This is a genomic window from Streptomyces massasporeus (assembly GCF_014648995.1).
GTDB classification, from domain to species: domain Bacteria; phylum Actinomycetota; class Actinomycetes; order Streptomycetales; family Streptomycetaceae; genus Streptomyces; species Streptomyces massasporeus.
Genome location: NZ_BMSE01000001.1, coordinates 770558 through 797220, shown reverse-complemented (window position 1 = coordinate 797220; position 26663 = coordinate 770558). Strand labels below are relative to the sequence as shown.

General features: G+C 72.5%; 22 protein-coding genes. 10 read left to right on the top strand and 12 right to left on the bottom strand.

Annotation, left to right across the window (positions count from 1 at the left end; genetic code table 11):
• Positions 1–115 precede the first annotated feature (115 nt).
• Positions 116–1177, top strand: a complete 1062-nt coding sequence (locus IE153_RS03645; protein WP_189588299.1) for a saccharopine dehydrogenase — start codon at positions 116–118, stop codon at positions 1175–1177.
• Positions 1167–2321 (top strand): saccharopine dehydrogenase family protein, encoded by a 1155-nt coding sequence (locus IE153_RS03640; RefSeq protein ID WP_189588298.1) that lies wholly within the window; start codon positions 1167–1169, stop codon positions 2319–2321. Before IE153_RS03645 ends, IE153_RS03640 begins: the two co-directional genes overlap by 11 nt.
• A 6-nt stretch (positions 2322–2327) precedes the next feature.
• Here IE153_RS03640 and IE153_RS03635 read toward each other — a convergent pair whose 3' ends face one another.
• Entirely contained in the window at positions 2328–3557 is a 1230-nt protein-coding gene (locus IE153_RS03635; protein WP_189588297.1) for a serine hydrolase domain-containing protein, read from the bottom strand.
• Between the two features lie 221 nt (positions 3558–3778).
• Between IE153_RS03635 and IE153_RS03630 the strand changes: the two genes are divergently transcribed.
• Positions 3779–4189, top strand: coding sequence for a VOC family protein (locus IE153_RS03630; RefSeq protein ID WP_189588296.1), 411 nt, complete (start codon positions 3779–3781; stop codon positions 4187–4189).
• A gap of 131 nt (positions 4190–4320) precedes the next feature.
• Here IE153_RS03630 and IE153_RS03625 read toward each other — a convergent pair whose 3' ends face one another.
• Both IE153_RS03625 and IE153_RS03620 read right to left on the bottom strand, forming a co-directional pair.
• Complete coding sequence (locus tag IE153_RS03625) at positions 4321–5679, bottom strand: MFS transporter (protein WP_189588295.1); 1359 nt, start codon at positions 5677–5679, stop codon at positions 4321–4323.
• 163 nt (positions 5680–5842) lie between these two features.
• Positions 5843–6508, bottom strand: coding sequence for a TetR/AcrR family transcriptional regulator (locus tag IE153_RS03620; protein WP_189588294.1), 666 nt, complete (start codon positions 6506–6508; stop codon positions 5843–5845).
• 142 nt (positions 6509–6650) lie between these two features.
• Between IE153_RS03620 and IE153_RS03615 the strand changes: the two genes are divergently transcribed.
• Entirely contained in the window at positions 6651–7526 is an 876-nt protein-coding gene (locus IE153_RS03615) for a shikimate dehydrogenase (protein ID WP_189588293.1), read from the top strand.
• 14 nt (positions 7527–7540) lie between these two features.
• Entirely contained in the window at positions 7541–9337 is a 1797-nt protein-coding gene (locus IE153_RS03610) for a bifunctional sugar phosphate isomerase/epimerase/4-hydroxyphenylpyruvate dioxygenase family protein (RefSeq protein ID WP_189588292.1), read from the top strand.
• Here the strand turns inward: IE153_RS03610 and IE153_RS03605 are convergent.
• The 8 genes from IE153_RS03605 to tkt are packed head-to-tail and all read right to left on the bottom strand — an operon-like array spanning position 9324 to position 19816.
• A complete protein-coding gene (locus IE153_RS03605) occupies positions 9324–10790 on the bottom strand; it encodes a membrane-associated oxidoreductase (RefSeq protein WP_189588291.1) in 1467 nt (488 codons plus the stop codon). The two genes, IE153_RS03610 and IE153_RS03605, sit on opposite strands and share 14 nt — an antisense overlap.
• Positions 10791–10848: 58 nt before the next feature.
• Complete coding sequence (locus IE153_RS03600; RefSeq protein WP_189588290.1) at positions 10849–11436, bottom strand: histidine phosphatase family protein; 588 nt, start codon at positions 11434–11436, stop codon at positions 10849–10851.
• 3 nt (positions 11437–11439) lie between these two features.
• A complete protein-coding gene (gene gnd, locus IE153_RS03595) occupies positions 11440–12324 on the bottom strand; it encodes a phosphogluconate dehydrogenase (NAD(+)-dependent, decarboxylating) (RefSeq protein ID WP_189588289.1) in 885 nt (294 codons plus the stop codon).
• 1 nt (position 12325) lies between these two features.
• Entirely contained in the window at positions 12326–13990 is a 1665-nt protein-coding gene (gene pgi / locus IE153_RS03590) for a glucose-6-phosphate isomerase (protein WP_189588288.1), read from the bottom strand.
• Positions 13983–14918 carry a glucose-6-phosphate dehydrogenase assembly protein OpcA gene (gene opcA / locus IE153_RS03585; RefSeq protein WP_189588287.1) on the bottom strand — a complete coding sequence of 312 codons (936 nt, stop codon included), beginning with the start codon at positions 14916–14918 and terminating at the stop codon, positions 13983–13985. The genes pgi and opcA overlap by 8 nt, the downstream gene beginning before the upstream one ends.
• Entirely contained in the window at positions 14915–16579 is a 1665-nt protein-coding gene (gene zwf, locus IE153_RS03580) for a glucose-6-phosphate dehydrogenase (protein WP_189588286.1), read from the bottom strand. Before zwf ends, opcA begins: the two co-directional genes overlap by 4 nt.
• Positions 16576–17721, bottom strand: a complete 1146-nt coding sequence (gene tal / locus IE153_RS03575; RefSeq protein ID WP_189588285.1) for a transaldolase — start codon at positions 17719–17721, stop codon at positions 16576–16578. Before tal ends, zwf begins: the two co-directional genes overlap by 4 nt.
• A gap of 19 nt (positions 17722–17740) precedes the next feature.
• The gene (gene tkt / locus IE153_RS03570) at positions 17741–19816 is read right to left on the bottom strand and encodes a transketolase (protein WP_189588284.1); all 2076 of its coding nucleotides are present in this window, start codon (positions 19814–19816) and stop codon (positions 17741–17743) included.
• Between the two features lie 166 nt (positions 19817–19982).
• Here tkt and IE153_RS03565 point away from each other — a divergent pair, with 166 nt between their 5' ends.
• A complete protein-coding gene (locus IE153_RS03565) occupies positions 19983–20870 on the top strand; it encodes a helix-turn-helix transcriptional regulator (protein WP_189588546.1) in 888 nt (295 codons plus the stop codon).
• Positions 20871–20955: 85 nt separating this feature from the next.
• Here IE153_RS03565 and IE153_RS03560 read toward each other — a convergent pair whose 3' ends face one another.
• A complete protein-coding gene (locus IE153_RS03560; protein WP_189588283.1) occupies positions 20956–22350 on the bottom strand; it encodes a glycoside hydrolase family 16 protein in 1395 nt (464 codons plus the stop codon).
• A gap of 327 nt (positions 22351–22677) precedes the next feature.
• Between IE153_RS03560 and IE153_RS03555 the strand changes: the two genes are divergently transcribed.
• From IE153_RS03555 to IE153_RS03540, 4 genes are all read left to right on the top strand, one after another.
• Entirely contained in the window at positions 22678–23178 is a 501-nt protein-coding gene (locus tag IE153_RS03555) for an SRPBCC family protein (protein ID WP_189588282.1), read from the top strand.
• A complete protein-coding gene (locus IE153_RS03550; protein WP_189588281.1) occupies positions 23171–24790 on the top strand; it encodes a phytoene desaturase family protein in 1620 nt (539 codons plus the stop codon). Before IE153_RS03555 ends, IE153_RS03550 begins: the two co-directional genes overlap by 8 nt.
• A gap of 45 nt (positions 24791–24835) precedes the next feature.
• Positions 24836–25717 carry an SDR family oxidoreductase gene (locus tag IE153_RS03545; RefSeq protein WP_189588280.1) on the top strand — a complete coding sequence of 294 codons (882 nt, stop codon included), beginning with the start codon at positions 24836–24838 and terminating at the stop codon, positions 25715–25717.
• A gap of 72 nt (positions 25718–25789) precedes the next feature.
• Positions 25790–26641: an oxygenase MpaB family protein gene (locus tag IE153_RS03540; RefSeq protein WP_189588279.1), complete on the top strand. Its 852-nt coding sequence runs from the start codon at positions 25790–25792 to the stop codon at positions 26639–26641.
• Positions 26642–26663 lie beyond the last annotated feature (22 nt).

Below are 26663 nucleotides of genomic sequence, written 5' to 3'. Positions count from 1 at the left end.
TGACCTGGGCGAATCCGTGCGCGACCCGCAGGCGGGCCGCGTACGCTTCGTGGGTGTCCGCCCCTTGAGCGTCGGCCCCCAGCGGCCGACGCCTCACGCCGGAGGCCCACCAGGTATGACCGAGCTGCATCTGTGGCTGCGCCACGAGGCCCGCACGACCGAGCGACGCACTCCGATCGTTCCCGACGACGCCCGGCGGCTCGTCGGGAACGGAGTGGAACTGACCGTCGAGGAGTCCCCGCAGCGGGTCTTCCCGATCGAGGAGTACGAGGCGGCCGGCTGCCGCGTCGCCCCAGCGGGCTCCTGGGTGACGGCACCTCGGGACGCCGTCGTGCTCGGCCTGAAGGAACTGCCCGAGGACCCGGCCGAGCTGACGCACCGGCACATCTTCTTCGGCCACGCCTACAAGGACCAGCCGGGAGCGGCGGAGCTGCTGGGCCGGTTCGCCGCCGGGGGCGGGGCGCTGTTCGACCTTGAGTACCTGGTGGACGACACCGGACGACGCCTGGCGGCCTTCGGTTTCTGGGCCGGCTATCTGGGCGCCGCCCTCGCCGTGCTCCGGCAGCGGGGCCGGCTGCGGGCGCCCCTGACGCCGACCACCAAGGAAGACCTGGACGAGGCGCTGAAGCCCGCCGCCGACGACGCCGCGTTCACGGGCCTCGTCATCGGCGCCCTGGGCCGCAGCGGCCGCGGTGCCCGCGCGGCCTTCGCCACCGCCGGTGTCGACCCCACCTGCTGGGACCTCGCCGAGACGCGGGACCTGGACCGGCCGGCCCTGCTGCGGCACGACGTGATGGTGAACGCGGTGCTCGCCACCACTCCCGTCCCGCCCTTCCTGCGCGAGCAGGACCTCGACACCCCGGACCGCCGCCTGCGCACCCTGTGCGACGTGACCTGCGACGTCGGTTCCCCGCTCAACGTCCTCCCGGTGTACGGCGACACCACCTCCTGGGACGAGCCCGTACGGCGGCTGCGCGACGCACCCCCGCTCGACCTCATCGCCATCGACAACCTGCCCTCCCTGCTGCCGCTGGAGTCCAGCACCGACTTCTCGGCCGCCCTCCTGCCCCACCTGCTCGACTTCGGCGTCTTTGGACTTTGGGGGCGCTGCCTGGACCGCTTCCGCGACGCGTCCCGCGCCCACGGCCTCGACAAGGGGGAGCCCCTTGAGCACTGAACCGGCGGCGAGCGGCACCGTTCACTGGATCGGCGCCGGCCTGTCCACGGGCAGCGGTCTCGCGGCGCTGTGCGACACGGCCGAGCGGGTCCGGCTCTGGCACCGCACCGAGCGCCGGGCCGCCGACGCCCTCGGCCGGCTGGGCCTCACCGGACGGGCCGAGCCCCGCGCCTACACCCTGTCCGCGCTCGCCGCCGAACTCACGCCGGGCGATGTCGTCGTGTCGATGCTGCCCGCCCCCGAGCACGCCCCACTCCTCGCGGAGTGCGTACGGCGGGGGGCGCACTTCGCGTGCTCCAGCTACGTGTCGGACGCGGTGCTGGAGCAGGTGCCGGCCGCCGGGAAGGCCGGGCTCGTCGTCCTCACCGAGGCCGGGCTCGACCCGGGCATCGACCACCTCTTCGCCCACGCCCTGGTCGCCCGGGCGCGGGAGGTCATCGGCGACGACACACCCGCCTCGTACACCCTCACGTCGTACTGCGGCGGAGTCCCCGCCGTCCCGAACGACTTCACCTACCGGTTCAGCTGGGCACCCGCGGGAGTCCTGGGCGCCCTGCGATCCCCGGCCCGTTACATCGAGGACGGTGCCGAGACGGTCGCCGAGCGGCCGTGGGAGGCGACCCGGCGGCATCTCGTCGACGGGGAGACCTTCGAGGTCTACCCCAACCGCGACAGCCTCCCGTTCGTCGCGCAGTACGGGCTGCCGGACGCCTGGACACCGCGGACGTTCGTGCGCGGCACCCTGCGGCTGGAGGGCTGGCTGCGCGCCTGGGACGGTGTCTTCGAGGAGCTCAGGGCCGGTGACGACGACCGCATCGCCGCCCTGGCCCGGGAACTGGCCGCCGCCTACCCGACCACCGGCGACGACCACGACCGGGTCGTCCTCGCCGTGTCGCTGGACGTGCGGGCCGAGTCCGGGCGGACCTGGGCGGGCGGCTACCTGCTGGACCTGGTGGGCGACGCGGAGGAGAGCGCGATGGCCCGCTGCGTCTCGCGGACCCTCGCCCTCGGGGTCCGTCACATCCTGGACGGCTCCCTGCCGCCGGGCCTGAACCGCGCCGCCGAGACGGCCGCCCGGTCCGAACAGTGGCTGGGTGAACTCGCCCGAGAGGGAGTGGAGTTCACACTCCGCGTCGACCGGTAGCGGGCGTCAGTCCGACAGGGCCTCGTGGACCATCCGCTTGAGGTCCTTGAAGACCGAGTGGGAGGTCCTGGGCCGCACCTGCGTCATGAACTGCACCGTCAGATCGCGGCCCGGGTCGACCCAGAACGTCGTGGTGGCCACCCCGCTCCAGCCGAAGGCGCCGAGCCCGGTCGGCACCAGGGTGCGGGACGGATCGATCACCACGGAGCAGTTGAATCCGAAGCCGAGCCCCTCGTTGCCGGGCTCGTCGTGGGCGGGGCGGCTGCCGAAGGCCCGCAGGTCGGCTCCGCCGGGCAGGTGGTTGCGGGTCATCAGGTCCACGGTCCGCGGGGCGAGCAGCCGCATGCCGTCGAGTTCGCCCCGGCGGCGCAGCATCTCCATGAAGCGGTGGTAGTCGTGGGCCGAGCACACCATGCCGCCGCTGCCCGACAGGAACCGTGGCCGGCCGCGCAGCGGGAGCCCCGGGATGGGCTCGATGCCGCCGCCCTCCTTCTCCCCGTACATCTCGGAGAGCCGGGGCGCCTGCGCGTCCGTGACGTGGAAGCCCGCGTCCGTCATGCCGAGCGGCCCGAAGATCCGCTCGGCGCAGAACACGTCGAGCGGCTGCCCGGACACGACCTCGATGATCCGGCCCAGGACGTTGGCGGCCACCGAGTAGTTCCATTCGGTGCCCGGCTCGAACTGCAGCGGCAGGCTCGCGTACACCTCGACGGTCTCGGCCAGGTCCGCACCCGGCGGCACCGACGACTCCAGGCGGGCCTCGCGGTACAGGGCGTCGACCGGGTGGGCGTGGTAGAAGCCGAAGGTCAGGCCCGAGGTGTGGGTCATCAGATGCCGGACGAGTATCGGGCCGTCGGCGGGGCGGGTCTCGACGTCGGCCCCGGAGCCGCCGACGTAGACCCGGGGGTCGGCGAACGCGGGCAGGTGGTCGGCGACCGGGTCGTCCAGGGACAGCCGGCCCTCCTCCACGAGCAGCAGCGCGGCGACCGCGGTGACCGGCTTCGTCATGGAGTAGACCCGCCACAGGGTGTCGGGTTCGACCGGGAGCTTGGCCGCGATGTCGCGCCGGCCGTGCGTCGCGAGGTGAGCGACGCGCCCGCCCCGGGCGACGGACACGAGGAAGCCCGGGAGACGTCCTTCATCGACCAGCCGGGCGAAGTGCCGGTCCAGGCGACCCAGCACCTGCGGATCCAGCCCGGCCTCACCCGGATCGACCTCTTGTCGCAGCTGTGCCATGGCTCGTCTCCCGTCGCGCTCGTCGAGGTGAGATCCGGCATACCCCACCCGGACCGCCTCAGACCCCATCGGGGTGCAGGAATGGTTCATGATCGCGCAGGAACGCGTGAGCGGGGGCCTTGGGGCCGGGGGAGCAGGACCGATGGCCGATGGTCCGGTGGGAGCCGGTTCCCTAGGCTCGGGGCGTCGCCCAGGCCGGGACGCCAGGAGAAGAGGTCACGATGCCCGTGAACGGTCGCAGCCACATTCGTATCGCCCGTCCCTCCAGGGACCTCGCCGCGGCCGAGCGGTTCTGGGGCGGAGGGCTCGGGCTCAGCGTGGTGTGGCGTGCCGCGGGCGGGGACGAACCGGGGGAGCACGACCTGCTGATGCTCGGCTGGCCCGACGCCGACTGGCACTTGGAGCTCGTGCACGAGCCCGCCCGGCCGGTCGAGCCCCGCCCCACGGAGGAGGACCTGCTGGTCGTCTACGTGGACGGCCCCGTCCCGGACGACCTGGTCGGCCGGCTGGAGGAGCACGGCGGCACGAGGGTGGAGTCCCCCAACCCCTACTGGAACGAGTGGGGGGTCACCCTCGAGGACCCGGACGGCTACCGCCTGGTTCTGTGCCGGCGGGGCTGGTCCAACGGCTGAACCCATCGAGGCTCGGGGCAAGGCGCCCGAAGGGCGCGGGAACTGCGCGACCGGCCCCCACGCACCCGCACCCGACGCACAACCACAGGCTGCCGGGCCCTCGAGGGGCCCGGCAGCACGACATGACGACCTCAGGCCGTCACCCTCTCCGGCTGCACAGCCCCGGGTTCGGCGTGCTCTCCCAGCGACTCCGTGGGAACCCGGTGGGTCTCCCGCGCCGACACCGCCGCGATCACCGGCGGCACGCACAACGCCGCCGTGAACAGCGCCACCGCCGACCAGTCGTCACCCCCCGGCCCCGCGATCTGAGCCGCGAACGTCACCGCGAACCCGGCCGCCGCGAACCCGATCTGCGTACCGATGGCCACGCCGGACAGCCGGACCCGGGTCGCGAACATCTCGCCGTAGAACGCGGGCCACACCCCGTTCGCGGCGCTGTAGACGACGCCGAAGCAGACGATGCCCGTCAGGAACGTCAGCGGGTAGGAGCCCGTGGAGACCGCCCACAGGTACAGGAACATCGTCACCGCGCTGCCGGCCGCGCCGATCAGGAACACCGGGCGGCGTCCGATCCGGTCGGACAGCGTCGCCCACAGCGGGATCGCGGCGAGCGCGACGACATTGGCCAGGGCGCCCACCCACAGCATGGCCGTACGCGACATGCCGACCGCGTCGCTCGTGGCGTACGCCAGCGCCCACACCGTGAAGATCGTGCTCACCGAGGCGATCAGCGCGCCCCCGATCACCCGCAGCACATCCGCCCAGTGCTCGCGGAGAAGGATCACGAGGGGCAGCTTGACCACACCCTCCTCGGCGGCCTGCTGGGCGAAGGCCGGCGTCTCGTCCAGCTTGCGGCGGATCACCCAGCCGACGACGGCGACCCCGACGCTCAGCCAGAACGGCAGCCGCCAGCCCCACGACAGCAACTGGTCCTCGGGCAGCGCGGCGACCGGGATGAAGACCAGCGTGGCCAGCAGCTGGCCGCCCTGGGTGCCGCTGAGGGTGAAGCTGGTGAAGAAGCCGCGCCGGTCCGGTGGTGCGTGCTCCAGCGTCATGGAGTTGGCGCTGGCCTGCTCGCCCGCCGCCGAGATGCCCTGCAGCACCCGGCAAAGCACCAGCAGGACGGGGGCGAGAGAGCCGACCTGGTCGCGGGTCGGCAGACAGCCGATGAGGAACGTCGACAGGCCCATCAGCATCAGCGTGAAGACCATGATCTTCTTACGGCCGAGCTTGTCCCCGAAGTGCCCGAGCACCAGCGCGCCCACCGGGCGGGCGGCGTACGCGACGCCGAACGTGGCCAGCGACAGCAGGGTCGCGGTCGCCGGGTCGGACTCGTCGAAGAACACCTCGGGGAAGATCAGCGCGGCGGCGCTGCCGTAGATGAAGAAGTCGTAGTACTCGAGGGCGCTGCCGATCCAGGCGGCGGTGGCGGCCTTCCTGGGCTGGCCGGGCGGGGCGGCAGACCCTGAGGGCATGGCGGGGACGGACACGGCGGCTCCTTCGGGGGCCCCACACTAAGGCGGGGCGAGGCGACGGACGAGCAGAGGGGACGTGCCGGATCGCGGCTAATTAACCCACTGGGTAGTTAGTAGGGGATGGCCAGAGATGCTGCGCCCGCGTGCCGCCGGTGTCAAGGGGTGCTGCGCCGGGCGTTCAGCCGGCCGAGCGCTCCGCCGTCAGGTACGCGATCACCATGTCGCCCAGCATCGCCCGGTAGTGCGCGCGCTGCGCCCCGTCGAGCAGGTCGCGGCCGAACAGCGCGCCGAAGGTGTGCCGGTTGGAGACCCGGAAGAAGCAGAAGGAGGAGATCATCGCGTGCAGGTCGACGGCGTCGACGTCGGCCGTGAACAGGCCGGACTCCTGGCCCGACGCCAGGATCCGGCGGATCACGTCCAGGGCGGGGGAGCCGATCTTCCCGAGTTTCTCGGAGCCGGCGATGTGGTGGGCCTCGTGGATGTTCTCGATGCTGACCAGGCGGATGAAGTCCGGGTGCTGCTCGTGGTGGTCGAAGGTCAGCTCGGCCAGCCGCCGGATCGCCGCCACCGGGTCCAGGTGGTCGACGTCGAGCTCCTGCTCGGCCTCCCGGATCACGCCGTACGCGCGCTCCAGCACGGCCGTGAACAGCTGCTCCTTGCCGCCGAAGTAGTAGTAGATCATCCGCTTGGTGGTGCGGGTGCGGGCGGCGATCTCGTCCACCCGGGCTCCGTCGTAGCCGGCCCGGGCGAACTCCTGGGTGGCGACGTCGAGGATCTCGGCCCGGGTGCGGGCGGCGTCACGGATGCGCTCGCCGGATCGTGCCGGTTCTTCGACGCTGGTCATCAGGTTCCTTCGGGCGGAGGGTCCGGTGCCGGTGATTCTAGAAGCAGGGGCCCGTCCGCCCATGGGGTCTTCCCGAGCCCGTGCTCGACTGATATAGCTAACGTACTAGTTCGTACATTAGTGAGCCGCTCGGGAGGCGCGCGTGCCCAAGGAGTCGTATCTCGTCGGACTGATCGGTTCCGGCATCGGCCCGTCACTCAGTCCGGCGCTGCACGAGCGGGAGGCCGACCGGCAGGGCCTTCGCCTGGTGTACCGGCTGATCGACATCGACACCCTCGGGGTGCCGCCCGAGGCGGTCGGGGACCTGGTGCGGGCCGCCCGCGACCTGGGCTTCGACGGGCTCAACATCACGCACCCCTGCAAGCAGCTCGTCATCGAGCACCTGGACGCGCTCGCCCCGCAGGCCGAGGCGCTGGGCGCGGTCAACACCGTCGTCTTCGAGGACGGCCGCGCGGTCGGCCACAACACGGACGTCACCGGCTTCGCCGCCTCGTTCGCGCGCGGGCTGCCCGACGCGCCGCTGGAGCGGGTCGTGCAGCTGGGGGCCGGCGGTGCGGGGGCGGCCGTCGCCCACGCCACGCTCACCCTCGGCGCCGGACGGGTCACCGTCGTCGACGCCCTGCCCGAGCGGGCCGTGGCCCTGGCCGGCTCCCTGAACCGGACCTTCGGAGCGGGCCGGGCGGCCGCCGCCTCCCCGGACCGGCGGACCGAGCTGCTCGCCCGGGCCGACGGCATCGTGCACGCCACCCCCACCGGCATGGCCGCCCACCCCGGCCTGCCCCTGCCCGCCGAGCTGCTCCACTCCGGACTGTGGGTGGCCGAGGTGGTCTACCGCCCGCTGGAGACCGAGCTGTTGCGGACCGCCCGGGCCCTGGGCTGCGCCACCCTCGACGGCGGCGGCATGGCCGCTTTCCAGGCCGCCGACGCGTTCCGTCTGTTCACCGGCCGGGAACCCGACGCCGCGCGGATGCTGGCGGACCTGACCGAACTGGCCGGGGCCGTCGGAGCTCCGAACTAGAGAGAGGTACCGACGTGCGTACGTCCATCGCCACCGTCTCCCTCAGCGGCTCCCTCACCGGGAAACTCGACGCCGCCGCCCGGGCCGGCTTCGACGGGGTGGAGATCTTCGAGAACGACCTGCTGGCCTGCCCCCTCACCCCCGAGGACATCCGCGCCCGCTGCGCCGACCTCGGTCTCCGCATCGACCTCTACCAGCCGATGCGGGACATCGAGGCCGTCCCCGAGGCGGAGTTCGCCCGGAACCTGCGGCGGGCCCGGCACAAGTTCGAGCTGATGCGCCGGCTCGGCGCCGACACGGTCCTCGTCTGCTCCAGCGTCTCCCCGCAGGCGGTGGACGACGACGCCCTCGCCGCCGAGCAGCTGAGCCGGCTCGCCGACCTGGCGGCGGAGTCCGGTGTCCGGGTCGCCTACGAGGCGCTGGCGTGGGGGCGGCACGTCAGTACCTACGACCACGCCTGGCGCATCGTCGAGACGGCCGGTCACCCCGCGCTCGGCACCTGCCTGGACAGCTTCCACATCCTCTCGCGCGGCTCGGATCCCCAGGGCATCGCGGACATCCCCGGCGAGAAGATCTTCTTCCTCCAGCTCGCCGATGCCCCGCTGCTGGCCATGGACGTCCTGCAGTGGAGCCGCCACTACCGCTGCTTCCCCGGCCAGGGCGGCTTCGACGTCGCCGGGCTGGTGCGCCAGGTGCTGGCCACCGGCTACGACGGCCCGCTCTCCCTGGAGGTCTTCAACGACGTGTTCCGGCAGGCCGACGCCGGTCCGACCGCCGTCGACGCCCGGCGCTCCCTGCTGGTCCTCCAGGAGACGGTGGGCAGGGCACCCCTGCCCGACCCCGTCGTCCCCACCGGCGTCGCCTTCGCCGAGCTGGTCACGCCCGACGCCGAGCCCCTCGCCGCCCTGCTCGGCGCCCTGGGCTTCACCCGCACCGCCCGCCATCGCGGCAAGCCCGTCGCCCTGTGGGAGCAGGGCGACGCCCGCGTCCTGGTCAACACCGGGACGGCGCCCCGCCGCGACGGCACCCGGCTCGCCGCGATCGGACTGGAGTCACCGGACCCGGCCGCAGCCGCCCGGCGGGCCGAGGCCCTGCTCGCGCCCGTGCTGCCGCGCCGTCGCGCGCCGCAGGACGCCCCGCTGGACGCGGTCGCCGCTCCCGACGGCACGGAGCTGTTCTTCTGCGCCACCGGACGCCCGGAACTGCCCGACTGGCGGGCCGACTTCGAGAACACGGGCGTGCCCCCGGCGCAGGCCGGCATCCGGGGCATCGACCACCTCGCCCTCACCCAGCCCTGGCACCACTTCGACGAGGCGGCCCTCTTCCATCGGGGCGTGCTCGGCCTGCACGCCCAGGAGAGCGTGGACGTGGCCGACCCCTACGGTCTGATGCGCAGCCGTGCCGTCACCAGCCCCGACGGCAGCGTGCGGATCGCCCTCACCGTCGGCGCCGCGCCCACCGACGACACCGTCCACGCCCAGCACATCGCCCTGGCCACCGACGACGTGGTCGCCGCTGCCCGCCGGTTCCGCGAGGCGGGCGGCAGTCTGCTGCCGGTGCCCGCGAACTACTTCGACGACCTCGCCGCCCGCTTCGAGTTCGCCGACGGCGAGCTGGAGACCTACCGCGACTTCGGCATCCTCTACGACCGCGACGACCACGGCGTCTTCCGCCACTGCTACACCCGCACCGTCGGCCGGGTCTTCTTCGAACTGGTCCAGCGCGACGGCGGGTACCGGGGCTACGGCGCCGCCAACGCCCCGGTGCGGCTGGCCGCGCAGCACACGGCACGGGCGCTCACTGGCGGCTGACGGTCCGGGTGATGCCGGTGACGACGGTGGTGGCGAGGATCCAGCCCGTGAGCACCAAGGTGTAGGAGAGCCACTGGTAGCCGTCGGTCGGGGCGAACGCGGCCTCCTGTCCGAAGGAGATCACCGGCAGCAGCAGGTCGAGGGTGTAGAACACCGGGTTGAACTGCGGTGCCTCGTCCGCCTTCAGCGGCGCGGGGTGGTGCAGCGCGTAGGCGAGCGAGCCGACCGCGAGCAGGGACACCAGCCAGCCCGCCGCCCGCAGGGGGCGGAAGCCGTAGCCGACGGTGGCGTCCTGCACATGGCCCCACAGTCGGCCGTACCAGGGCAGGGTGCTGCGGCGGCGGCGCTGCTTGGCGAGCTGGACCAGGCGGGCGGCGGGGTCGTCGCCGATCCTGCGGTAGGCGGCGGTCAACTGCTCGTAGGCGTGCGGGACATAGCCCTCGCCGTCCCGCTCCAGCATCGCCAGACGTCGCTCGGCGGGCTCGTGCGGGGTGAGGGAGGTGTAGACGAGGCTGTTGAGCAGGACCTCGCCCGGGACCGCCTCCGGCTCCAGGAACAGCACGTCCATCTGGGCGCGCCGCAGATTGAGGGTGCCCTCCATGGGAGGGCCCTTGCGCACCCAGAGTTCCCCGATGGTGCAGCTGCTGGCCCGCAGCGCCGCGTCACCCGGGTTCGCCAGCCGCGCGTGCGACAGGTCGAGCCGGCCCGCGATCCGGGCGCCCCGCAGGCCGATCCAGCCCAGCACGTCCGCCTCACGCAGCAGGGCGTCGCCCTCCACCGTGAGCGTCTCCGCGTCCAGGGCGACCTCGCCCGCACCGGCCTGCAGCCGCGCCCCGTTGAGATCGATCGAGCCGGCGACCGAGGCGCCCGTCAGCCGCACCTCGCCGCGCGTGCGCAGGCCCGGCGCCGACAGGCCGTCCCCGACGGTCACATGGTTGAGCTGGAGCGCCGGCTGACCGGACTGCGTCTCGTCGATCCCGGCGCCGTCCATGAACAGCGCGCCGGAGATCTGCGCCCCGCCGAGCCGCACGGGCCCGTCGAACAGGCAGTCCGACATGCGCAGGACGCCGTCCACGCGCAGGGTGGCGGCGTCCAGGCCGGGCAGCACCGAGCCGCGCAGGTTCAGCTGGCGCAGCCGCGCCGCGTACAGCACGGGCACGTCCTCGAAGAAGCAGTGGCTGAGGCGCATGGCGTGGTCGAGGTCGGCGTACTGGAGGTTCAGCACTCCGGTGATCCGCGCACCCGCCAGTCTGAGAGCGGCGGTCTCCCCGTCCTCCTGCGGGGCGCTCAGCAGCAGGGCCCGCACCACGGCCGCCCGTACGGTCCGGTCGGGGCCCCAGTCCGCGCCCCGTGCCGGGTCCTCGTCGGCCGCGCCCCGGAAGTCCACGTCCTGCCCGCGCGGAAAGGCGCGCCACACCCGCTCCTCGGCGGGTGTCATGTCGTCGATCTCCATCAGCCGGGACTCTGACGTGCCCGGCCGGAGGTGTCAACTCACCTCCGGCCGGGGCTCGTTACGCCCGGGTGTTCCACTCCGCGATCACGGGCCGGCCGTGCTCGGTCGACAGCCGGCTGACCGTGCCGGTCTCCAGCCGGAACAACTGCCCCCGCGCCGGGGGCAGACCCAGTCGGCGGGCCGTCAGGACGCGGAGGAAGTGGCCGTGCGCCACCAGCATCACATCGCCCTCGGGCAGCGACTTCTCCGCCCGGGCCAGCACCCGGTCGGCGCGTTCGCCGACCTCCTCGGGGGACTCGCCGGGCTCGCCGTCGGGGCCGGGCGGGCACCCGTCGGTCCACAGGTCCCAGTCGGGGCGGGTGCGGTGTGTCTCCTCGGTGGTGACGCCCTCGTAGGCGCCGTAGTGCCACTCGTGCAGGTCCGCGTCCCGCACGGTCCCCGTCAGGCCCGCGAGTTCGGCGGTGCGCACCGCGCGGCCGAGCGGGCTGGTGAGGACCAGTGCGAAGGAGCGGTCCGCGAGGAGCGGGGCGAGCGAGGCGGCCTGCTCCTCACCGTGCGGGGTGAGGGGCAGGTCGGTGAAGCTGGTGTGCTGTCCGCTCCGGCTCCACTCCGTCTCGCCGTGGCGGACCAGCAGCAGATCACCCACGTCCTACGCCTTCTTCGCGGACTCGACGGCGTGGCCGCCGAACTGGTTGCGCAGCGCCGCGATCATCTTCATCTGCGGCGAGTCGTCCTGCCGGGAGGCGAACCGGGAGAAGAGGGAGGCGGTGATCGCGGGCAGCGGCACGGAGTTGTCGATCGCCGCCTCCACCGTCCAGCGTCCCTCACCGGAGTCCTGGGCGTAGCCCCGGAGCTCCTCCAGGTGCTCGTCCTCGTCCAGGGCGTCCACCGCCAGGTCGAGCAGCCAGGAGCGGATGACGGTGCCGTCCTGCCAGGAGCGGAACACCTCGCGGACGTTGTCCACCGAGTCCACGGCCTCCAGCAGCTCCCAGCCCTCGGCGTAGGCCTGCATCATCGCGTACTCGATGCCGTTGTGGACCATCTTCGCGAAGTGCCCGGCGCCCACCTTGCCCGCGTGGACGAAGCCGTACGGGCCCTCCGGCTTGAGCGCCTCGAAGATCGGCCGCAGCCGGTCGACGTACTCCTTCTCGCCGCCGACCATCAGGGCGTAGCCGTTCTTCAGTCCCCACACGCCGCCGGAGACGCCCGCGTCGACGAAGCCGATGCCGCGCTTGCTCAGCTCCTCGGCGTGCTTCTCGTCGTCCGTCCAGCGCGAGTTGCCGCCGTCGACCACCGTGTCGTACGGCTTGAGGAGGTCCGCCAGACGGTCGATGACGTGCTGGGTGGGGTCGCCGGCCGGGACCATGACCCAGACCGTACGCGGCGCCTCCAGCTGGTTGACGAGGTCGGCCAGGCTGGCGACGTCGGACTTCTCGGGGTCGGTGTCGTAGCCGATGACGGTGTGGCCGGCGTTGCGCAGGCGCTCGCGCATGTTGCCGCCCATCTTGCCGAGACCCACAAGACCGATCTGCATGTCAGTTCACTTCCCGAAGTGTGCGGTAGGCGGCCACCAGTGCGGCCGTGGACGGGTCGAGACCGGGGACGTCGGCGCCCTCGGTCAGGGCGGGCTCGACGCGTTTGGCGAGCACCTTGCCGAGCTCGACGCCCCACTGGTCGAAGGAGTCGATGTTCCAGACGGCGCCCTGCACGAACACCTTGTGCTCGTAGAGGGCGATCAGCTGGCCGAGGACCGACGGGGACAGTTCGGTGGCCAGGATCGTCGTGGTGGGGTGGTTGCCCCGGAAGGTGCGGTGCGGCACCTGCTCCTCGGGCACACCCTCCGCGCGGACCTCCTCGGCGGTCTTGCCGAAGGCGAGCGCCTGCCCCTGCGCGAACAGGTTGGCCATCAGCAGGTCGTGCTGCGCCTTCAGTTCGTCGCTCAGCTCGGCGACGGGCCGGGCGAAGCCGATCAGGTCGGCCGGGATGAGCTTGGTGCCCTGGTGGATGAGCTGGTAGTAGGCATGCTGTCCGTTGGTGCCCGGCGTGCCCCACACCACCGGCCCGGTCTGCCACTCCACCGGCTTCCCGTCTCGGTCCACCGACTTGCCGTTGGACTCCATGTCGAGCTGCTGGAGGTAGGCGGTGAACTTGGACAGGTAGTGGCTGTAGGGCAGCACCGCATGCGACTGGGCGTCGTGGAAGTTGCCGTACCAGATGCCCAGCAGGCCCAGCAGCAGCGGGGCGTTGGCCTCGGCCGGGGCGTTGCGGAAGTGCTCGTCGACGATGCGGAAGCCGTCGAGCATCTCCCGGAAGCGGTCCGGGCCGATCGCGATCATCAGGGACAGGCCGATAGCGGAGTCGAAGGAGTAGCGGCCGCCGACCCAGTCCCAGAACTCGAACATGTTGTCGACATCGATACCGAAGTCGGCGACCTTCTCCGCGTTGGTCGACAGCGCGACGAAGTGCTTCGCCACCGCCTTCTCGTCGCCACCCAGGCCCTTCAGCAGCCACGAGCGTGCGGACGTGGCGTTCGTGATCGTCTCGATGGTGGTGAAGGTCTTGGACGCGACGATGAACAGCGTCTCCGCCGGGTCCAGATCGCGCACCGCCTCGTGCAGGTCCGAGCCGTCCACGTTCGACACGAAGCGGAACGTCAGATCCCGGTCGGTGAACGGCCGCAGTGCCTCGTAGGCCATCGCGGGGCCCAGGTCCGAGCCGCCGATGCCGATGTTGACGACGTTGCGGATGCGCCTGCCGGTGTGGCCGGTCCACTCCCCGGAGCGCACCCGGTCCGCGAAGGCGGCCATCTTGTCGAGCACGGCGTGCACGGCCGGGACGACGTTCTCGCCGTCGACCTCGATGATGGCGTCCCGCGGGGCGCGCAGCGCGGTGTGCAGCACGGCCCGGTTCTCGGTGGTGTTGATCCGCTCGCCGCGGAACATCGCGTCCCGCAGCCCGAACACGTCGGTGGCCGCGGCCAGCTCCTGGAGCAGGGCCAGCGTCTCGTCGGTGACCAGGTGCTTGGAGTAGTCGATGCGCAGGTCGCCCACGCGCACGACGTAGCGCTCGGCGCGTCCCGGGTCCGCCGCGAACAGCTCCCGCAGATCGGGCTGCGGCAGGGCGTCCGTGCGGTGGTCCTCCAGGGCGGTCCACTCGGGACGCCGGTCGAGCCTCGGGGAACCGGAGGGGGAGTCAGACATGAGCGGGGGTCTCCTCGGTTGCCTCGCCGTTCAGGGCGATGGCGTACATCTCGTCCGCGTCGAGGCGCCGCAGCTCCTCGGCGATGAGTTCGGAGGTGGCACGGACCTTCAGGGCGAGGGTGCGCGACGGCTGGCCCGGCAGGGTCAGCGTGGCCAGCGGCCCCTCGGGGCGGTCGATGACGATCTCGCCGCTCTCCGTGCCCAGGCGTACGGCCGTGACGACCGGCCCGGCGGTGACCACCCGGTCGACCCGCACGTGCAGCCGCGCCTCCAGCCAGCGGGCCAGCAGCTCGGCGGCCGGGTTCTCGGCCTCGGCCTCCACCGCCGCCGACACGATCCGCGCCCGGGCCTGGTCCAGCGCCGCCGCCAGCATCGAACGCCACGGCGTCAGCCGGGTCCAGGCGAGGTCGGTGTCACCGGGCGCATAGGCGCGGACCCGGGCCTGGAGCGTCTCCAGCGGGTTCTCGACGGCGTACAGGTCGGTGATCCGCCGCTGGGCCAGCGCCCCGAGCGGGTCCTTCGAGGGCACCTCGGGGGCGTCCACCGGCCACCACACCACCACCGGTGCGTCCGGCAGCAGCAGCGGCAGCACCACCGAGTCGGCGTGGTCGGACACCTCGCCGTAGGTCCTGAGGATCACGGTCTCGCCGGTGCCCGCGTCGGCGCCCACCCGCACCTCGGCGTCGAGGCGGGAGGACTGGCGGTCGCGCGGGGTGCGGGCGTGGCGCTTGATGACGACCAGGGTGCGCGAGGGGTGCTCGTGCGAGGCCTCCTCGGCCGCCTTGATCGCGTCGTAGGCGTTCTCCTCGTCCGTGACGATCACCATCGTCAGGACCATGCCCACGGCGGGTGTGCCGATGGCGCGGCGCCCCTGCACCAGCGCCTTGTTGATCTTGCTTGCCGTGGTGTCGGTCAGGTCGATCTTCATGGCCTGCGCCAGCTCCGTCCGTCTCGTGCGAGCATCTCGTCTGCCTCCTCGGGTCCCCAGCTGCCCGAGGCGTACTGCGCGGGACGGCCGTGCGTGGCCCAGTACTGCTCGATCGGGTCGAGGATCTTCCAGGACTCTTCCACTTCCTGGTGACGGGGGAACAGGTTGGCGTCGCCCAGGAGGACGTCAAGGATCAGCCGTTCGTACGCCTCGGGGCTCGATTCGGTGAACGACTCGCCGTAGGCGAAGTCCATCGTCACGTCCCGGATCTCCATCGACGTGCCCGGCACCTTCGAGCCGAAACGGACCGTCATGCCCTCGTCCGGCTGGACGCGGATGACGATCGCGTTGGAGCCCAGCTCCTCGGTCGCGGTGGAGTCGAAGGGGGAGTGCGGCGCCCGCTGGAACACCACGGCGATCTCCGTCACCCGGCGGCCCAGCCGCTTGCCGGTGCGCAGGTAGAACGGGACACCCGCCCAGCGGCGGTTGTCCACCTGGAGCCGGACCGCGGCGTATGTGTCCGTCGTGGACGACTGGTCGATGCCGTCCTCCTCCAGGTACCCGCGCACCTTCGTGCCGCCCTGCCAGGCCGCCGCGTACTGGCCGCGCACGGTGCCCTGCCCCAGGTCCTGCGGCAGCCGCACCGCCTTGAGGACCTTCAGCTTCTCCGTGAGCAGCGAGGCGGCGTCGAAGGCGGCCGGTTCCTCCATCGCGGTGAGCGCCATCAGCTGGAGCAGGTGGTTCTGGATGACGTCACGGGCGGCGCCGATGCCGTCGTAGTAGCCGGCCCGGCCGCCGATGCCGATGTCCTCGGCCATGGTGATCTGCACGTGGTCGACGTACGACCGGTTCCAGATCGGCTCGAACATCTGGTTGGCGAAGCGCAGGGCCAGGAGGTTCTGGACGGTCTCCTTGCCGAGGTAGTGGTCGATCCGGAAGACCTGCTCCGGGTCGAACACGTCGTGCACGATCCGGTTGAGCTCCTCGGCCGACCTCAGATCGTGCCCGAACGGCTTCTCGATGACCGCCCGGCGCCAGGAACCCTCGGGGGCACTGGCCAGCTTGTGCTTCTTCAGCTGCTGGACGACCTTGGGGAAGAACTTCGGCGGCACCGACAGGTAGAAGGCGTAGTTGCCGCTGGTGCCCCGGGAGGCGTCCAGCTCCTCGACGGCGGAACGCAGCTGCTTGAACGCCGTGTCGTCGTCGAAGTCACCGGGGATGAACCGCATGCCCTCGGCGAGCTGCTGCCAGACCTCCTCGCGGAACGGGGTGCGCGCATGCTCGCGGACCGCGTCGTGCACCACCTGTGCGAAGTCCTGGTCCTCCCAGTCCCGGCGGGCGAAGCCCACCAGGGAGAAGCCCGGCGGCAGCAGACCGCGGTTGGCCAGGTCGTACACGGCCGGCATCAGCTTCTTGCGGGACAGGTCGCCGGTCACACCGAAGATGACGAGCCCGGAGGGCCCCGCGATCCTGGGCAGACGGCGGTCGCGCGGGTCGCGCAGGGGGTTCTCGAAGTGAGTGTCGGCGTGCTCCGTCCGGGGAGCGTGACCGCTCACCCCGGTCTGCTCCACCCCGGCCGCCTCCTGTGCGGCCAGGGCTTCCTTCTCCTCCTTGGTGCCCTTGGTCTCCTGTTCGGCCGTCTGGGGGATGCCCTCGCTCATTCCGCGTCAACTCCCTTGCTGTTCAAGGACTTGGTGACCGCGTCCAGCAGCTCCTGCCAGGCCACCTCGAACTTGGCCACGCCCTCGTTCTCCAGTTGCCGCACCACCTCGTCGTATGCAATGCCGAGCCGTTCGACGGCCGCCAGGTCGGCACGGGCCTGGGCGTAACCGCCGGTGACCGTGTCGCCCTGGACGTCGCCGTGGTCGGCGACGGCGTTCAGCGTGGCCTCCGGCATGGTGTTGACCGTGCCGGGGGCGACCAGTTCGTCCACGTACAGGGTGTCCTTGTATGCGGGGTCCTTCACACCGGTGGAGGCCCAAAGGGGGCGCTGCCGGTTCGCACGGGCCCCGCCCAGCGCCTGCCAGCGCGCCCCGGCGAAGACGTGCTCGTACGCCTCGTAGGCGAGCCGCGCGTTGGCCAGGGCCGCGCGGCCCTTCAGGCCGAGGGCCTCGTCCGTGCCCAGCAGCGTCAGCCGCTTGTCGATCTCGGAGTCCACACGGGAGACGAAGAACGACGCGACCGAGTGAATGCCCGACAGGTCGAGACCGGCCGCCTGGGCCTTCTCCAGGCCGGCGACGTAGGCGTCCATCACCTCGCGGTAGCGGTCCAGGGAGAAGATCAGCGTCACGTTCACGCTGATGCCCGCGCCGATCACCTCGGTGATCGCCGGCAGACCGGCCTTCGTCGCCGGGATCTTGATCATCACGTTGGGGCGGTCCACCAGCCAGGCCAGCTGCCGGGCCTCGGCGACGGTCGCCGTCGTGTCGTGGGCGAGGCGCGGGTCGACCTCGATGGAGACCCGGCCGTCCCGGCCTCCGGTCGCCTCGTACACCGGCCGCAGGACGTCGGCGGCGGCCCGGACGTCGGCGGTCGTCATCATCCGCACGGCCTCGTCCACGGTCACCCCGCGCACCGCCAGGTCGGCGAGCTGCTCCTCGTAGCCCGCGCCGGAGCCGATGGCGGCCTGGAAGATGGACGGGTTGGTGGTGACGCCGACGACGTTCCTCGTGGCGACGAGCTCGGCCAGGTTGCCGGACTCGATCCGCCGACGCGACAGGTCGTCGAGCCAGATCGACACGCCCTCGTCGGACAGGCGCTTCAGTGCTCCCGCGTTCGCGGTCGCTTCGGTCACAGTGATCATCTTCTTTCGGGCGGTCGGATCAGCCACGGGCGGCGGCGAGGGATTCCCGCGCGGCGGCGACGACGTTCTCGGGGGTGAAGCCGTACTCGGCGAACAGGGTCTTGGCGTCGGCGGAGGCACCGAAGTGCTCCAGGGAGACGATGCGTCCCGCGTCCCCGACGAACCGGTGCCAGGTCAGCCCGATCCCGGCCTCGACGGCGACCCGGGCCTTCACGGACGGCGGCAGCACGCTGTCGCGGTAGGAGCGCGGCTGCTCCTCGAACCACTCCACGGACGGCATCGACACGACGCGGGTGGGCACGCCGGCGCCCTGGAGCAGCTCGCGCGCCCCGGCGGCGACGTGCACCTCGGAGCCGGTGGCGATCAGGATCACCTGGGGCGTGCCGCCCTCGGCCTCGAACCTCACGTAACCGCCGCGCGCGGCGTCCGGGTCCGGCTCGTACGTGGGCACGCCCTGGCGGGTGAGCGCGAGGCCGTGCGGGGCCGGGGCGGTGCCGTGCCGCTTGAGGATCTCGGCCCAGACGACCGCGGTCTCGCCTGCGTCGGCGGGGCGTACGACGTTCAGGCCCGGGATGGCCCGCAGCGCGGCCAGGTGTTCCACGGGCTGGTGGGTCGGGCCGTCCTCGCCGAGGCCGATCGAGTCGTGCGTCCACACGTACGTCACCGGCAGCTGCATCAGTGCGGACATCCGCACGGCGTTGCGCATGTAGTCGGAGAAGACCAGGAACGTGCCGCCGTAGACCCGGGTGTTGCCGTGCAGCGCGATGCCGTTCATCTCCGCGGCCATGGAGAACTCGCGGATGCCGAAGTGCACGGTGCGGCCGTACGGGTCGGCCTCCGGCAGCGGGTTGCCCGCCGGGAGGAACGAGCTGGTCTTGTCGATGGTGGTGTTGTTGGAGCCGGCCAGGTCGGCGGAGCCGCCCCACAGCTCGGGGACGACCGGGCCGAGCGCCTGGAGGACCTTCCCGGACGCGGCCCGGGTCGCGACCGCCTTGCCCGCCTCGAACACCGGCAGGGCATCCTCCCAGCCCTCGGGCAGCTCGCCCTTGCTGACCCGGTCGAACGTGGCCGCCCGCTCCGGGTTGTCGGACCGCCAGGCGGCGATCCGCTTGTCCCAGGCGGTGCGTGCTTCGGCGCCCCGGTCCAGGGCCAGGCGGGTGTGGGCCAGCACCTCGTCGGCGACCTCGAAGGACCGCTCCGGGTCGAATCCGAGGAGGCGCTTGGTGGCCGCGACCTCGTCCTCGCCGAGCGCCGAGCCGTGGGAGGCCTCGGTGTTGCGCGCGTTCGGGGCGGGCCAGGCGATGATCGTGCGCATCGCGATGATGGACGGACGCTCCGTCTCGGCCTGAGCCGCCCTCAGCGCCGCGTACAGCGCGTGCGGGTCGACGTCGCCGTCCTCCAGCGGCTCGATCCGCTGCACGTGCCAGCCGTAGGCCTCGTAGCGCTTCAGCACGTCCTCGGAGAACGCGGTCGCGGTGTCGCCCTCGATGGAGATGTGGTTGTCGTCGTAGAGGAAGACCAGGTTGCCGAGCTTCTGGTGGCCGGCGAGCGAGGAGGCCTCGGCCGAGACGCCCTCCTGGAGGTCGCCGTCGGAGACGATCGCCCAGATCGTGTGGTCGAAGGGGGAGTCGCCCTCGGGGGCGTCCGGGTCGAACAGGCCGCGCTCGTACCGGGCGGCCATCGCCATGCCGACGGCGTTCGCGACGCCCTGGCCCAGCGGGCCGGTGGTGGTCTCCACGCCCGCGGTGTGCCCGTACTCGGGGTGGCCGGGCGTCTTGGAGCCGTGCCTGCGGAACGCCTTCAGGTCGTCCAGCTCCAGCTCGTACCCCGCGAGGTAGAGCTGCGTGTAGAGGGTCAGCGAGGTGTGCCCGGGGGACAGGACGAAGCGGTCACGGCCGGTCCACTCGGGATCGGCGGGGTCGTGCCGCATCACCTTCTGAAAGATCGTGTAGGCGGCCGGAGCCAGGCTCATCGCGGTACCGGGGTGGCCGTTGCCGACCCGCTGGACGGCATCCGCCGCCAGAAGACGGGCGGTGTCGACGGCACGCCGGTCGAGTTCGGTCCATGCGAAGCGGTCCGCTGTCTGCGTGCTCATCTTCAAGAAGTCCTCGATGGGAGCGAAGTTGCTGGTCTGACGTGTTCAAAATTAAAAGTCTGACTTTTACGGCGGAAGGTCGGCGTGTGCCAGCCTGTGGTGAAAGTGGGACACCCGCCGGCAGCAGGGCACGCGAGCGGGGCGGGACGAGGGGTACTTGGTGGACATTGTGGACAGAAGCGTCCAAGGCGGCGATGGGATCGATACGTTCCCCTTCCCGGTCGAGCTCAGCGTCGGCGGCGTCGGCATGCAGATCGGCCCGATGGGGACCGGCCGCACCTGGCACGCCGACGCGCCCCTGGAGCGCGTGCACCGCATCGACTTCCACGTCGTGATGCTGTTCGGCGCGGGCCCGGTCCGGCACATGGTCGACTTCACCGAGTACGAGGCCACGGCCGGGGACCTGCTGTGGATCCGCCCGGGGCAGGTCCACCGCTTCTCGCGCAGCAGCGAGTACCGCGGAACCGTGCTGACCATGCAGCCCGGCTTCCTGCCCCGCTCGACCGTGGAGGCCACCGGCCTCTACCGCTACGACCTGCCGCCCCTGTTGCGCCCCGACGCGGCCCAACTCGCCGGTCTGGAAGCCGCGCTCGCCCAGCTGCTGCGCGAGTACGAGGACACGGCCACGCTCCCGCTGAGCCTGCACACCGCCGTTCTGCGTCACACCCTGACGGCGTTCCTGCTGCGGCTCGCCCACCTGGCGGCGAGTGCGGCGCAGGCCCTGCGGCAGCGCTCCGACTCCACCTTCACCCTCTTCCGGGACGCCGTGGAGCGGGACTTCGCCACCAACCACAGCGTCAGCGCCTACGCCGACGCGCTCGGCTACTCCCGCCGCACCCTGGTCCGGGCGGTGCGCGCCGCGACCGGGGAGACCCCCAAGGCCTTCATCGACAAGCGCGTGGTCCTCGAGGCCAAGCGGCTCCTCGCCCACACCGAACTGCCCATCGGCCGGGTCGGCGTGGCGGTCGGCTTCCCCGACGCCGCGAACTTCTCCAAGTTCTTCCACCAGCACACCGACCAGACCCCGGCGGCCTTCCGGGCGGAACTGCGCTGAGAGCGACGGGTGCGACGCGGCCGAGGGCGGCCCGGCACAGCGAAAAGGGGCTCCACGCGCGCGTGGAGCCCCTTCGCGAGAGCCGTCAGTGCCCGAAGGTGAACCAGTTGACGTTCACGAAGTCCGCCGGCTGACCGCTGGTGAAGGTCAGATACACGTCGTGCGTGCCCGTCACGGCGCTGATGTTCGCCGGGACGGTCTTCCACGACTGCCAGGCCCCGGTGCTGCCCACCGCGAAGCTGCCGACAGGTGCGTTGCTCCGGCTGTCCAGCCGCACCTCGACCAGCCCGCTGACGCCGCCGGCCGCTCCGCTCGCGACCCGGGCGCTGAACTGCCGGGCCGCCGTGGAGCCGAAGTTCACGCCCTTGAAGTGCAGCCAGTCGCCGTTTGCGAGCGCGCCGACGTTCTGCCCGCCGCCGGAGTCGGCCGTCGTCTCGGTGATCACGCCGGACTGACCGTCGTAGGACTCGGCCTGGATGGCGGCGTAGGCGTCGCGGTTCCCGGTCGGCGGGGGTGTGGTGCCGCCGCCGGACGACAGCACCTGCACGTAGTCGACGACCATCGCGTGGCCCGGCTGCGTCCCGGCGTCCGGGCCGCCGCCGAACGCGTCGGGGAAGCCGCCGCCCATCGCGACGTTCAGGATGACGAAGAAGCCGTGGTCGGTGGCGTTCTTCCAGGTCGTCGCGTCGACCTGGTTGGCGCGCACGGTGTGGTAGTTGACGCCGTCGAGGTAGAAGCGGATCTCCTCGACGCTCGTCGAACGGTCCCACTCCATCCGGTACGTGTGGAAGCCGGCCTGGCAGGAGGTGCCCTGGCAGGTGGTCGAACCGCCGATGCCGCTGGTCTCGTTGCAGGGACCGCCCGGAGAGGTGCCGCAGTGCATCGTCGCGAACACCGTGTTCATGCCCTGGGTGTTCTCCATGATGTCCAGCTCGCCGACCGCCGGCCAGTTCCAGTAGTTGCCGCGGTACGGGGCGCCCAGCATCCAGAACGCCGGCCAGTAGCCCTTGGCGGCGGCGCCGGTGACGTTCGGCACCTGGATGCGCGACTCGACGCGGAGCTTGCCGCCGGCCGGGGGCTGGAAGTCGGTGCGGTTGGTCTCGATCCGGCCGGAGGTCCAGTTGCCGGCGGCGTCCCGCCGGGGCGTGATGCGGAGATTGCCGTTGCCGTCGAGCGCGACGTTGTCCGTGCTGTTCGTCATCGTCTCGATCTCGCCGGTGCCCCAGCCCGTGGGACCGCCCGGGTACCCCCTGCCGGTCGCGTACTGCCAGTCGGAGGTGTTGACGCCGGTGCCGGCGGCGCCGTTGAAGTCGTCCACGAAGAGCTGCGTCCAGCCCGACGGGGGTGTCGGCGCGGAGGCGGTCGCGGACGGGGTGGCGACCGCGGAGGCGGCGGCCGCGAGGCCGAGCGTGCTGACGACGGCGACGAACGCCCGCCGCAGCGGGCGCCGTCTGCGCCGGGTGCCGGTGGTGTCGCTCATGTGGGGATGCCTCTCGGATCGGATGCGGGAGGGTGAGAGCGCTCTCAAAGTGCCGTCAATGTGCTCCCCGCGACCCGGGTCGTCAAGAGGTAAAGCCGGGATTGGTGCGAGGTCGGTCGGTGAGTGCACAGCTTGAACTGGCCGGCGCCGAAGGGTGAGCACGCGCAGGGAGCGCGGCAGGCCTGGTGGGCCTGCATCGCGCGTGTGAGAGCGCTCTCACACGCTGCGGCGCGACAGTCGGCGAGCCGCAGGACCGCGCTGTTGAACCAGGGCTACCGGGGCACTCGGGGTGGACGCAGACCACCGCCCGAGGCAGCAGGAGGCACCGTGGCCGTACGTCATCACCTGATCCGAGTCGGCCCGGGCGCCGTGTGGGACGTCCTCGCCGACGGCCACCGCTACGCGGAGTGGGTCGTGGGCACCTCCGAGTCCCACCCGGTGCGCGGACAGTGGCCGCGCACCGGCGCGGCAATCGGCTACGAGGTCCGCCTCGGCCCCGTGCGGCTCGACAACGAGACGGTCGTCCGCCACTGCGAGGAAGGCAGGCTGCTGGAGCTGGAGGCCCACGCCGGTGCGCTCGGCTCGGCACGCATCGCGATCGAGCTGCGGCCCTGGGGCGAGCACTGCCTGGTGATCGTGGACGAGCACCCCCTACGGGGCGCGGGCGGCCGGCTGCACAACGTCGGATTCGAGGCGCTGATCCAGCTGCGCCACCGCGCCATGCTGGCCAGACTGTGCGAGGCCGAGGCACGGGTCCCGGGAGGCACCCGCCGCGGCCTGGGACAAGTGACCGCGAGGTCCGACGCGGGCGGGCCCGGCCATGCCTGACGCCGTGGTGATCGGCGCGGGCCCCAACGGCCTGGTGGCCGCCAACGTCCTCGCCGACGCCGGGTGGAGCGTCGAGGTGCTGGAGGAACAGCCCGAACCGGGCGGCGCCGTACGCCACGACCGGGGCGTCGACCCCGCCTTCGTCAACGACCTGTTCAGCTCCTTCTACCCCCTCGCGGCCGCCTCGCCCGTCCTGGCCTCGCTGCACCCCGAGGAGCACGGACTGCGCTGGAGCCACGCGCCCAGCGTGCTGGCCCACCCCCTCACCGACGGCAGCTGCGCCGTCCTGGACCGGAACATCGACATCACCGCCGCGTCCCTCGACACCTTCGAGCCGGGCGACGGAGCGGCCTGGCAGCGGCTGCACCAGGTGTGGCAGAGCCTGCGCCCCGGCCTTCTGGACGCCCTGTTCACCCCGTTCCCGCCCATCCGCGCCACGGCACGGCTCGCACTGCGGCTGCGGGCCGCCGGCGGACTGCGCATGGCCCGCTCCCTGGTGCTGCCGGTGCGGCGCCTGGGGGAGGAGGAGTTCAGCGGCCAGGGCGGCCGGCTGCTGCTGGCCGGCAACGCCCTGCACGCCGACCTCGCCCCCGAGTCGGCCGGCAGCGGTGGTTTCGGCTGGCTGATGGCCATGCTGGGCCAGACCTACGGCTTCCCGGTCCCGGCCGGCGGCTCCGGCGCGCTGACCTCGGCCCTGGTCCGGCGTCTGGAGACCCGGGGTGGACGGGTCCGATGCGGGCAGCGCGTCGAGCACGTCGTCGTCCGCGGCGGGCGCGCCGTCGGCGTGCGCACGGCGGGCGGTGACGCGGTGCGGGCCCGCCGGGCGGTGCTCGCGGACGTGTCGGTGCCCGCCCTGTACGGCGAGCTGGTCGACCCCGCTCACCTGCCCGCGCAACTCCTCGACGACCTGCGGCGCTTCCAGTGGGACTTCGCCACCTTCAAGGTCGACTGGGCGCTCGACGGGCCGGTGCCCTGGCAGACCGAGCAGGCGTCCCGGGCCGGCACCGTGCACCTCGCCGACGGCATGGACGAGCTGACCCGCTTCACCGCGCAGATCGCCATGCGGCAGGTCCCGGACCGGCCGTTCACGATCTTCGGCCAGATGACCACCTCCGACGCCACCCGCTCCCCCCAAGGCACCGAATCGGCCTGGGCGTACACCCACATCCCGCACGAGATCCGCGCCGACGCCGCCGACGAGGGCATCACCGGCCGCTGGGACACCAAGGACCAGGAACTCATGGCCGACCGCGTCGAACGTCAGGTGGAGCGCTTCGCACCCGGCTTCCGCTCACTGATCCGGGGCCGCCGCATCCTGGCGCCCCCGACCCTGGAGGCGCTCGACGGCAATCTCGCGGGCGGCGCCATCAACGGCGGCACCACCGCGATGCACCAGCAACTCGTCTTCCGCCCCCTGCCCGGAACCGGCCGCCCGGAGACCCCGGTGCCGGGCCTGTACCTCGCCTCCGCCGGAGCCCATCCCGGCGGCGGGGTGCACGGCGCGCCCGGAGCCAACGCCGCCCGGGCCGCCCTGCGCCGCAACCGGCCTCCCGGCCTCGCCGGGGCCCAGCGGCTCCTCGCCCACCGCGACCGCACCGGAGCCAGGCGCTGAACCCGGCCCTCCGGGCAGGGCCGGCGCCGGAAGGAAGGGCAGCCCATGGCAAGCAGTCCGCTCGCCGAGCGCACGATCGTCGTCACCGGAGCCGCCCGCGGCGTGGGCGCGGCCGTGGCCCGCGAGGTCGCCCGGCGCGGCGCCCGGGTCGCGCTCGTCGGTCACGAGAAGACCGCCCTGGACGCGGTCGCCGCCTCCCTGCCGGGCCCGGCCCTCGCCCTGGAGGCCGACGTCACCGACCTCTCCGCGCTGGAAGCGGCGGCGGACACCGTGCGGGACCGCCTCGGCCCGCCCTCGGCCGTGGTGGCGAACGCCGGCATCGCCGAGGGCGGCGCACTCCTCGCCACGGACCCGGCCGCCTGGCGCCGCGTGATCGACGTCAACCTCACCGGCAGCGCCCAGACCGCCCGGGCGTTCCTGCCGGACCTGCTCGCCACGGCGGGCTACTTCCTCCAGGTCGCCTCCCTGGCCTCGATCGGCGCCGCCCCGCTGATGAGCGCCTACTGCGCCTCCAAGGCGGGGGTCGAGGCCTTCGCGCACTCCCTGCGCGCGGAGGTGGCACACCGCGGGGTCGCGGTGGGCATCGCCTACCTCAACTGGACGGACACCGACATGATCCGCGACGCCGACCGGTACGACGTCCTGCGCGAACTGCGCCTGCACATGCCTCCGCCGGCCCGCCGCGTGTACCCCGTGGAGGTCGTCGCCGCCCGCCTGGTCACAGGCATGGAGCGTCGTCGTACGGCCGTCTACGCACCGGCGTGGCTGCGCCTCGCCCAGCCGATCCGCCCGGCGATGCCCCCGGTGGTCCTGCGCGTCGCGCGCCGCGCACTGCCCCGCCTGGAGGCTTCGGGCCCGGTCCGTTACACGGGGCCGCTCGGCGCCGGGGGCCGGGCCGACCGCGCGGCGGCCGGACCGGGCTCCTGACGACTCCGGCCCGTCACGCCCGCACGGGCGGTGCATGCCGGACACTGGTCAGCAGGAGAAGGGAGGCCGACCGTGCTGACCGGAGTCCGTGAACAGCTGGGCCAGGCCCTGTTCCGCCGCGTCGCGGGACCCGGCGGACCCGCGACCCGTGCCCGTATCCACCACACGCCCGGCCCGCGCTGGTTCGCACCGGACCGGCCGATCCGCACGGTCCACGGCGACGCCTCGATGTTCATCGGCGGGCTGACCGCCCTGCTCCTGCAGTCGCTGCATCCGGTCGCGATGGCGGCGGTCGCCTCGCACTCCGGCTTCCGCGGCGACCCGTGGGGCCGCTTGCAGCGCACCAGCACTTTCCTGGCCGTGACGACGTACGGCACCGCCACGGACGCCCAGGAGGCGGTCGACCACGTGCGCGGCATCCACCAACGGATCCGCGGCACGACCGCCGAGGGCGTGCCGTACCACGCGGCCGACCCGCGTCTGCTCGGCTGGGTGCACGCCGCCGAGACGGACTGCTTCCTGCGCGCCCACGAGCGCTACGGGTCCCGGCCCCTGGACGCCGCCGGCTACGACGCCTACGTCGCCGACACCGCACGCGTCGCCGAGGCGCTGGGGGCGCTCGACCCGCCGCGCGACCGCGGCGAACTGGCCGAGCGCCTGACCGCCTACCGGCCCGAACTGCGGGCCACGCCCGAGGCCCGGGCAGCCGCCCGTTTCCTGCTGTTCCAGCCTCCCCTGCCCCTGCCCGTACGGCCCTTCTACGGCGGGCTGGCCGCGAACGCCGTGACCCTGCTCCCGCTCTGGGCACGCGGCATGCTGTGGCTGCCCCGGGTCCCGGTCGTCGAGGACCTCGCCGTACGCCCCACCGGCCGCGCCCTGACCCGGACCATCCGCTGGGCCATGACCCCGGCCCGGGAGGCCTGAACCCACGGCGTCCGCCGAGCCC

Coding starts and splice junctions, on each gene's coding strand:
- IE153_RS03645 (WP_189588299.1), top strand. CDS start 116: ATGACCGAGCTGCATCTGTGGCTGCGCCACGAGGCCCGCACGACCGAG.
- IE153_RS03635 (WP_189588297.1), bottom strand. CDS start 3,557: ATGGCACAGCTGCGACAAGAGGTCGATCCGGGTGAGGCCGGGCTGGAT.
- IE153_RS03630 (WP_189588296.1), top strand. CDS start 3,779: ATGCCCGTGAACGGTCGCAGCCACATTCGTATCGCCCGTCCCTCCAGG.
- IE153_RS03620 (WP_189588294.1), bottom strand. CDS start 6,508: ATGACCAGCGTCGAAGAACCGGCACGATCCGGCGAGCGCATCCGTGAC.
- IE153_RS03605 (WP_189588291.1), bottom strand. CDS start 10,790: ATGGAGATCGACGACATGACACCCGCCGAGGAGCGGGTGTGGCGCGCC.
- gnd (WP_189588289.1), bottom strand. CDS start 12,324: ATGCAGATCGGTCTTGTGGGTCTCGGCAAGATGGGCGGCAACATGCGC.
- pgi (WP_189588288.1), bottom strand. CDS start 13,990: ATGTCTGACTCCCCCTCCGGTTCCCCGAGGCTCGACCGGCGTCCCGAG.
- opcA (WP_189588287.1), bottom strand. CDS start 14,918: ATGAAGATCGACCTGACCGACACCACGGCAAGCAAGATCAACAAGGCG.
- zwf (WP_189588286.1), bottom strand. CDS start 16,579: ATGAGCGAGGGCATCCCCCAGACGGCCGAACAGGAGACCAAGGGCACC.
- tal (WP_189588285.1), bottom strand. CDS start 17,721: ATGATCACTGTGACCGAAGCGACCGCGAACGCGGGAGCACTGAAGCGC.
- tkt (WP_189588284.1), bottom strand. CDS start 19,816: ATGAGCACGCAGACAGCGGACCGCTTCGCATGGACCGAACTCGACCGG.
- IE153_RS03560 (WP_189588283.1), bottom strand. CDS start 22,350: ATGAGCGACACCACCGGCACCCGGCGCAGACGGCGCCCGCTGCGGCGG.
- IE153_RS03550 (WP_189588281.1), top strand. CDS start 23,171: ATGCCTGACGCCGTGGTGATCGGCGCGGGCCCCAACGGCCTGGTGGCC.
- IE153_RS03545 (WP_189588280.1), top strand. CDS start 24,836: ATGGCAAGCAGTCCGCTCGCCGAGCGCACGATCGTCGTCACCGGAGCC.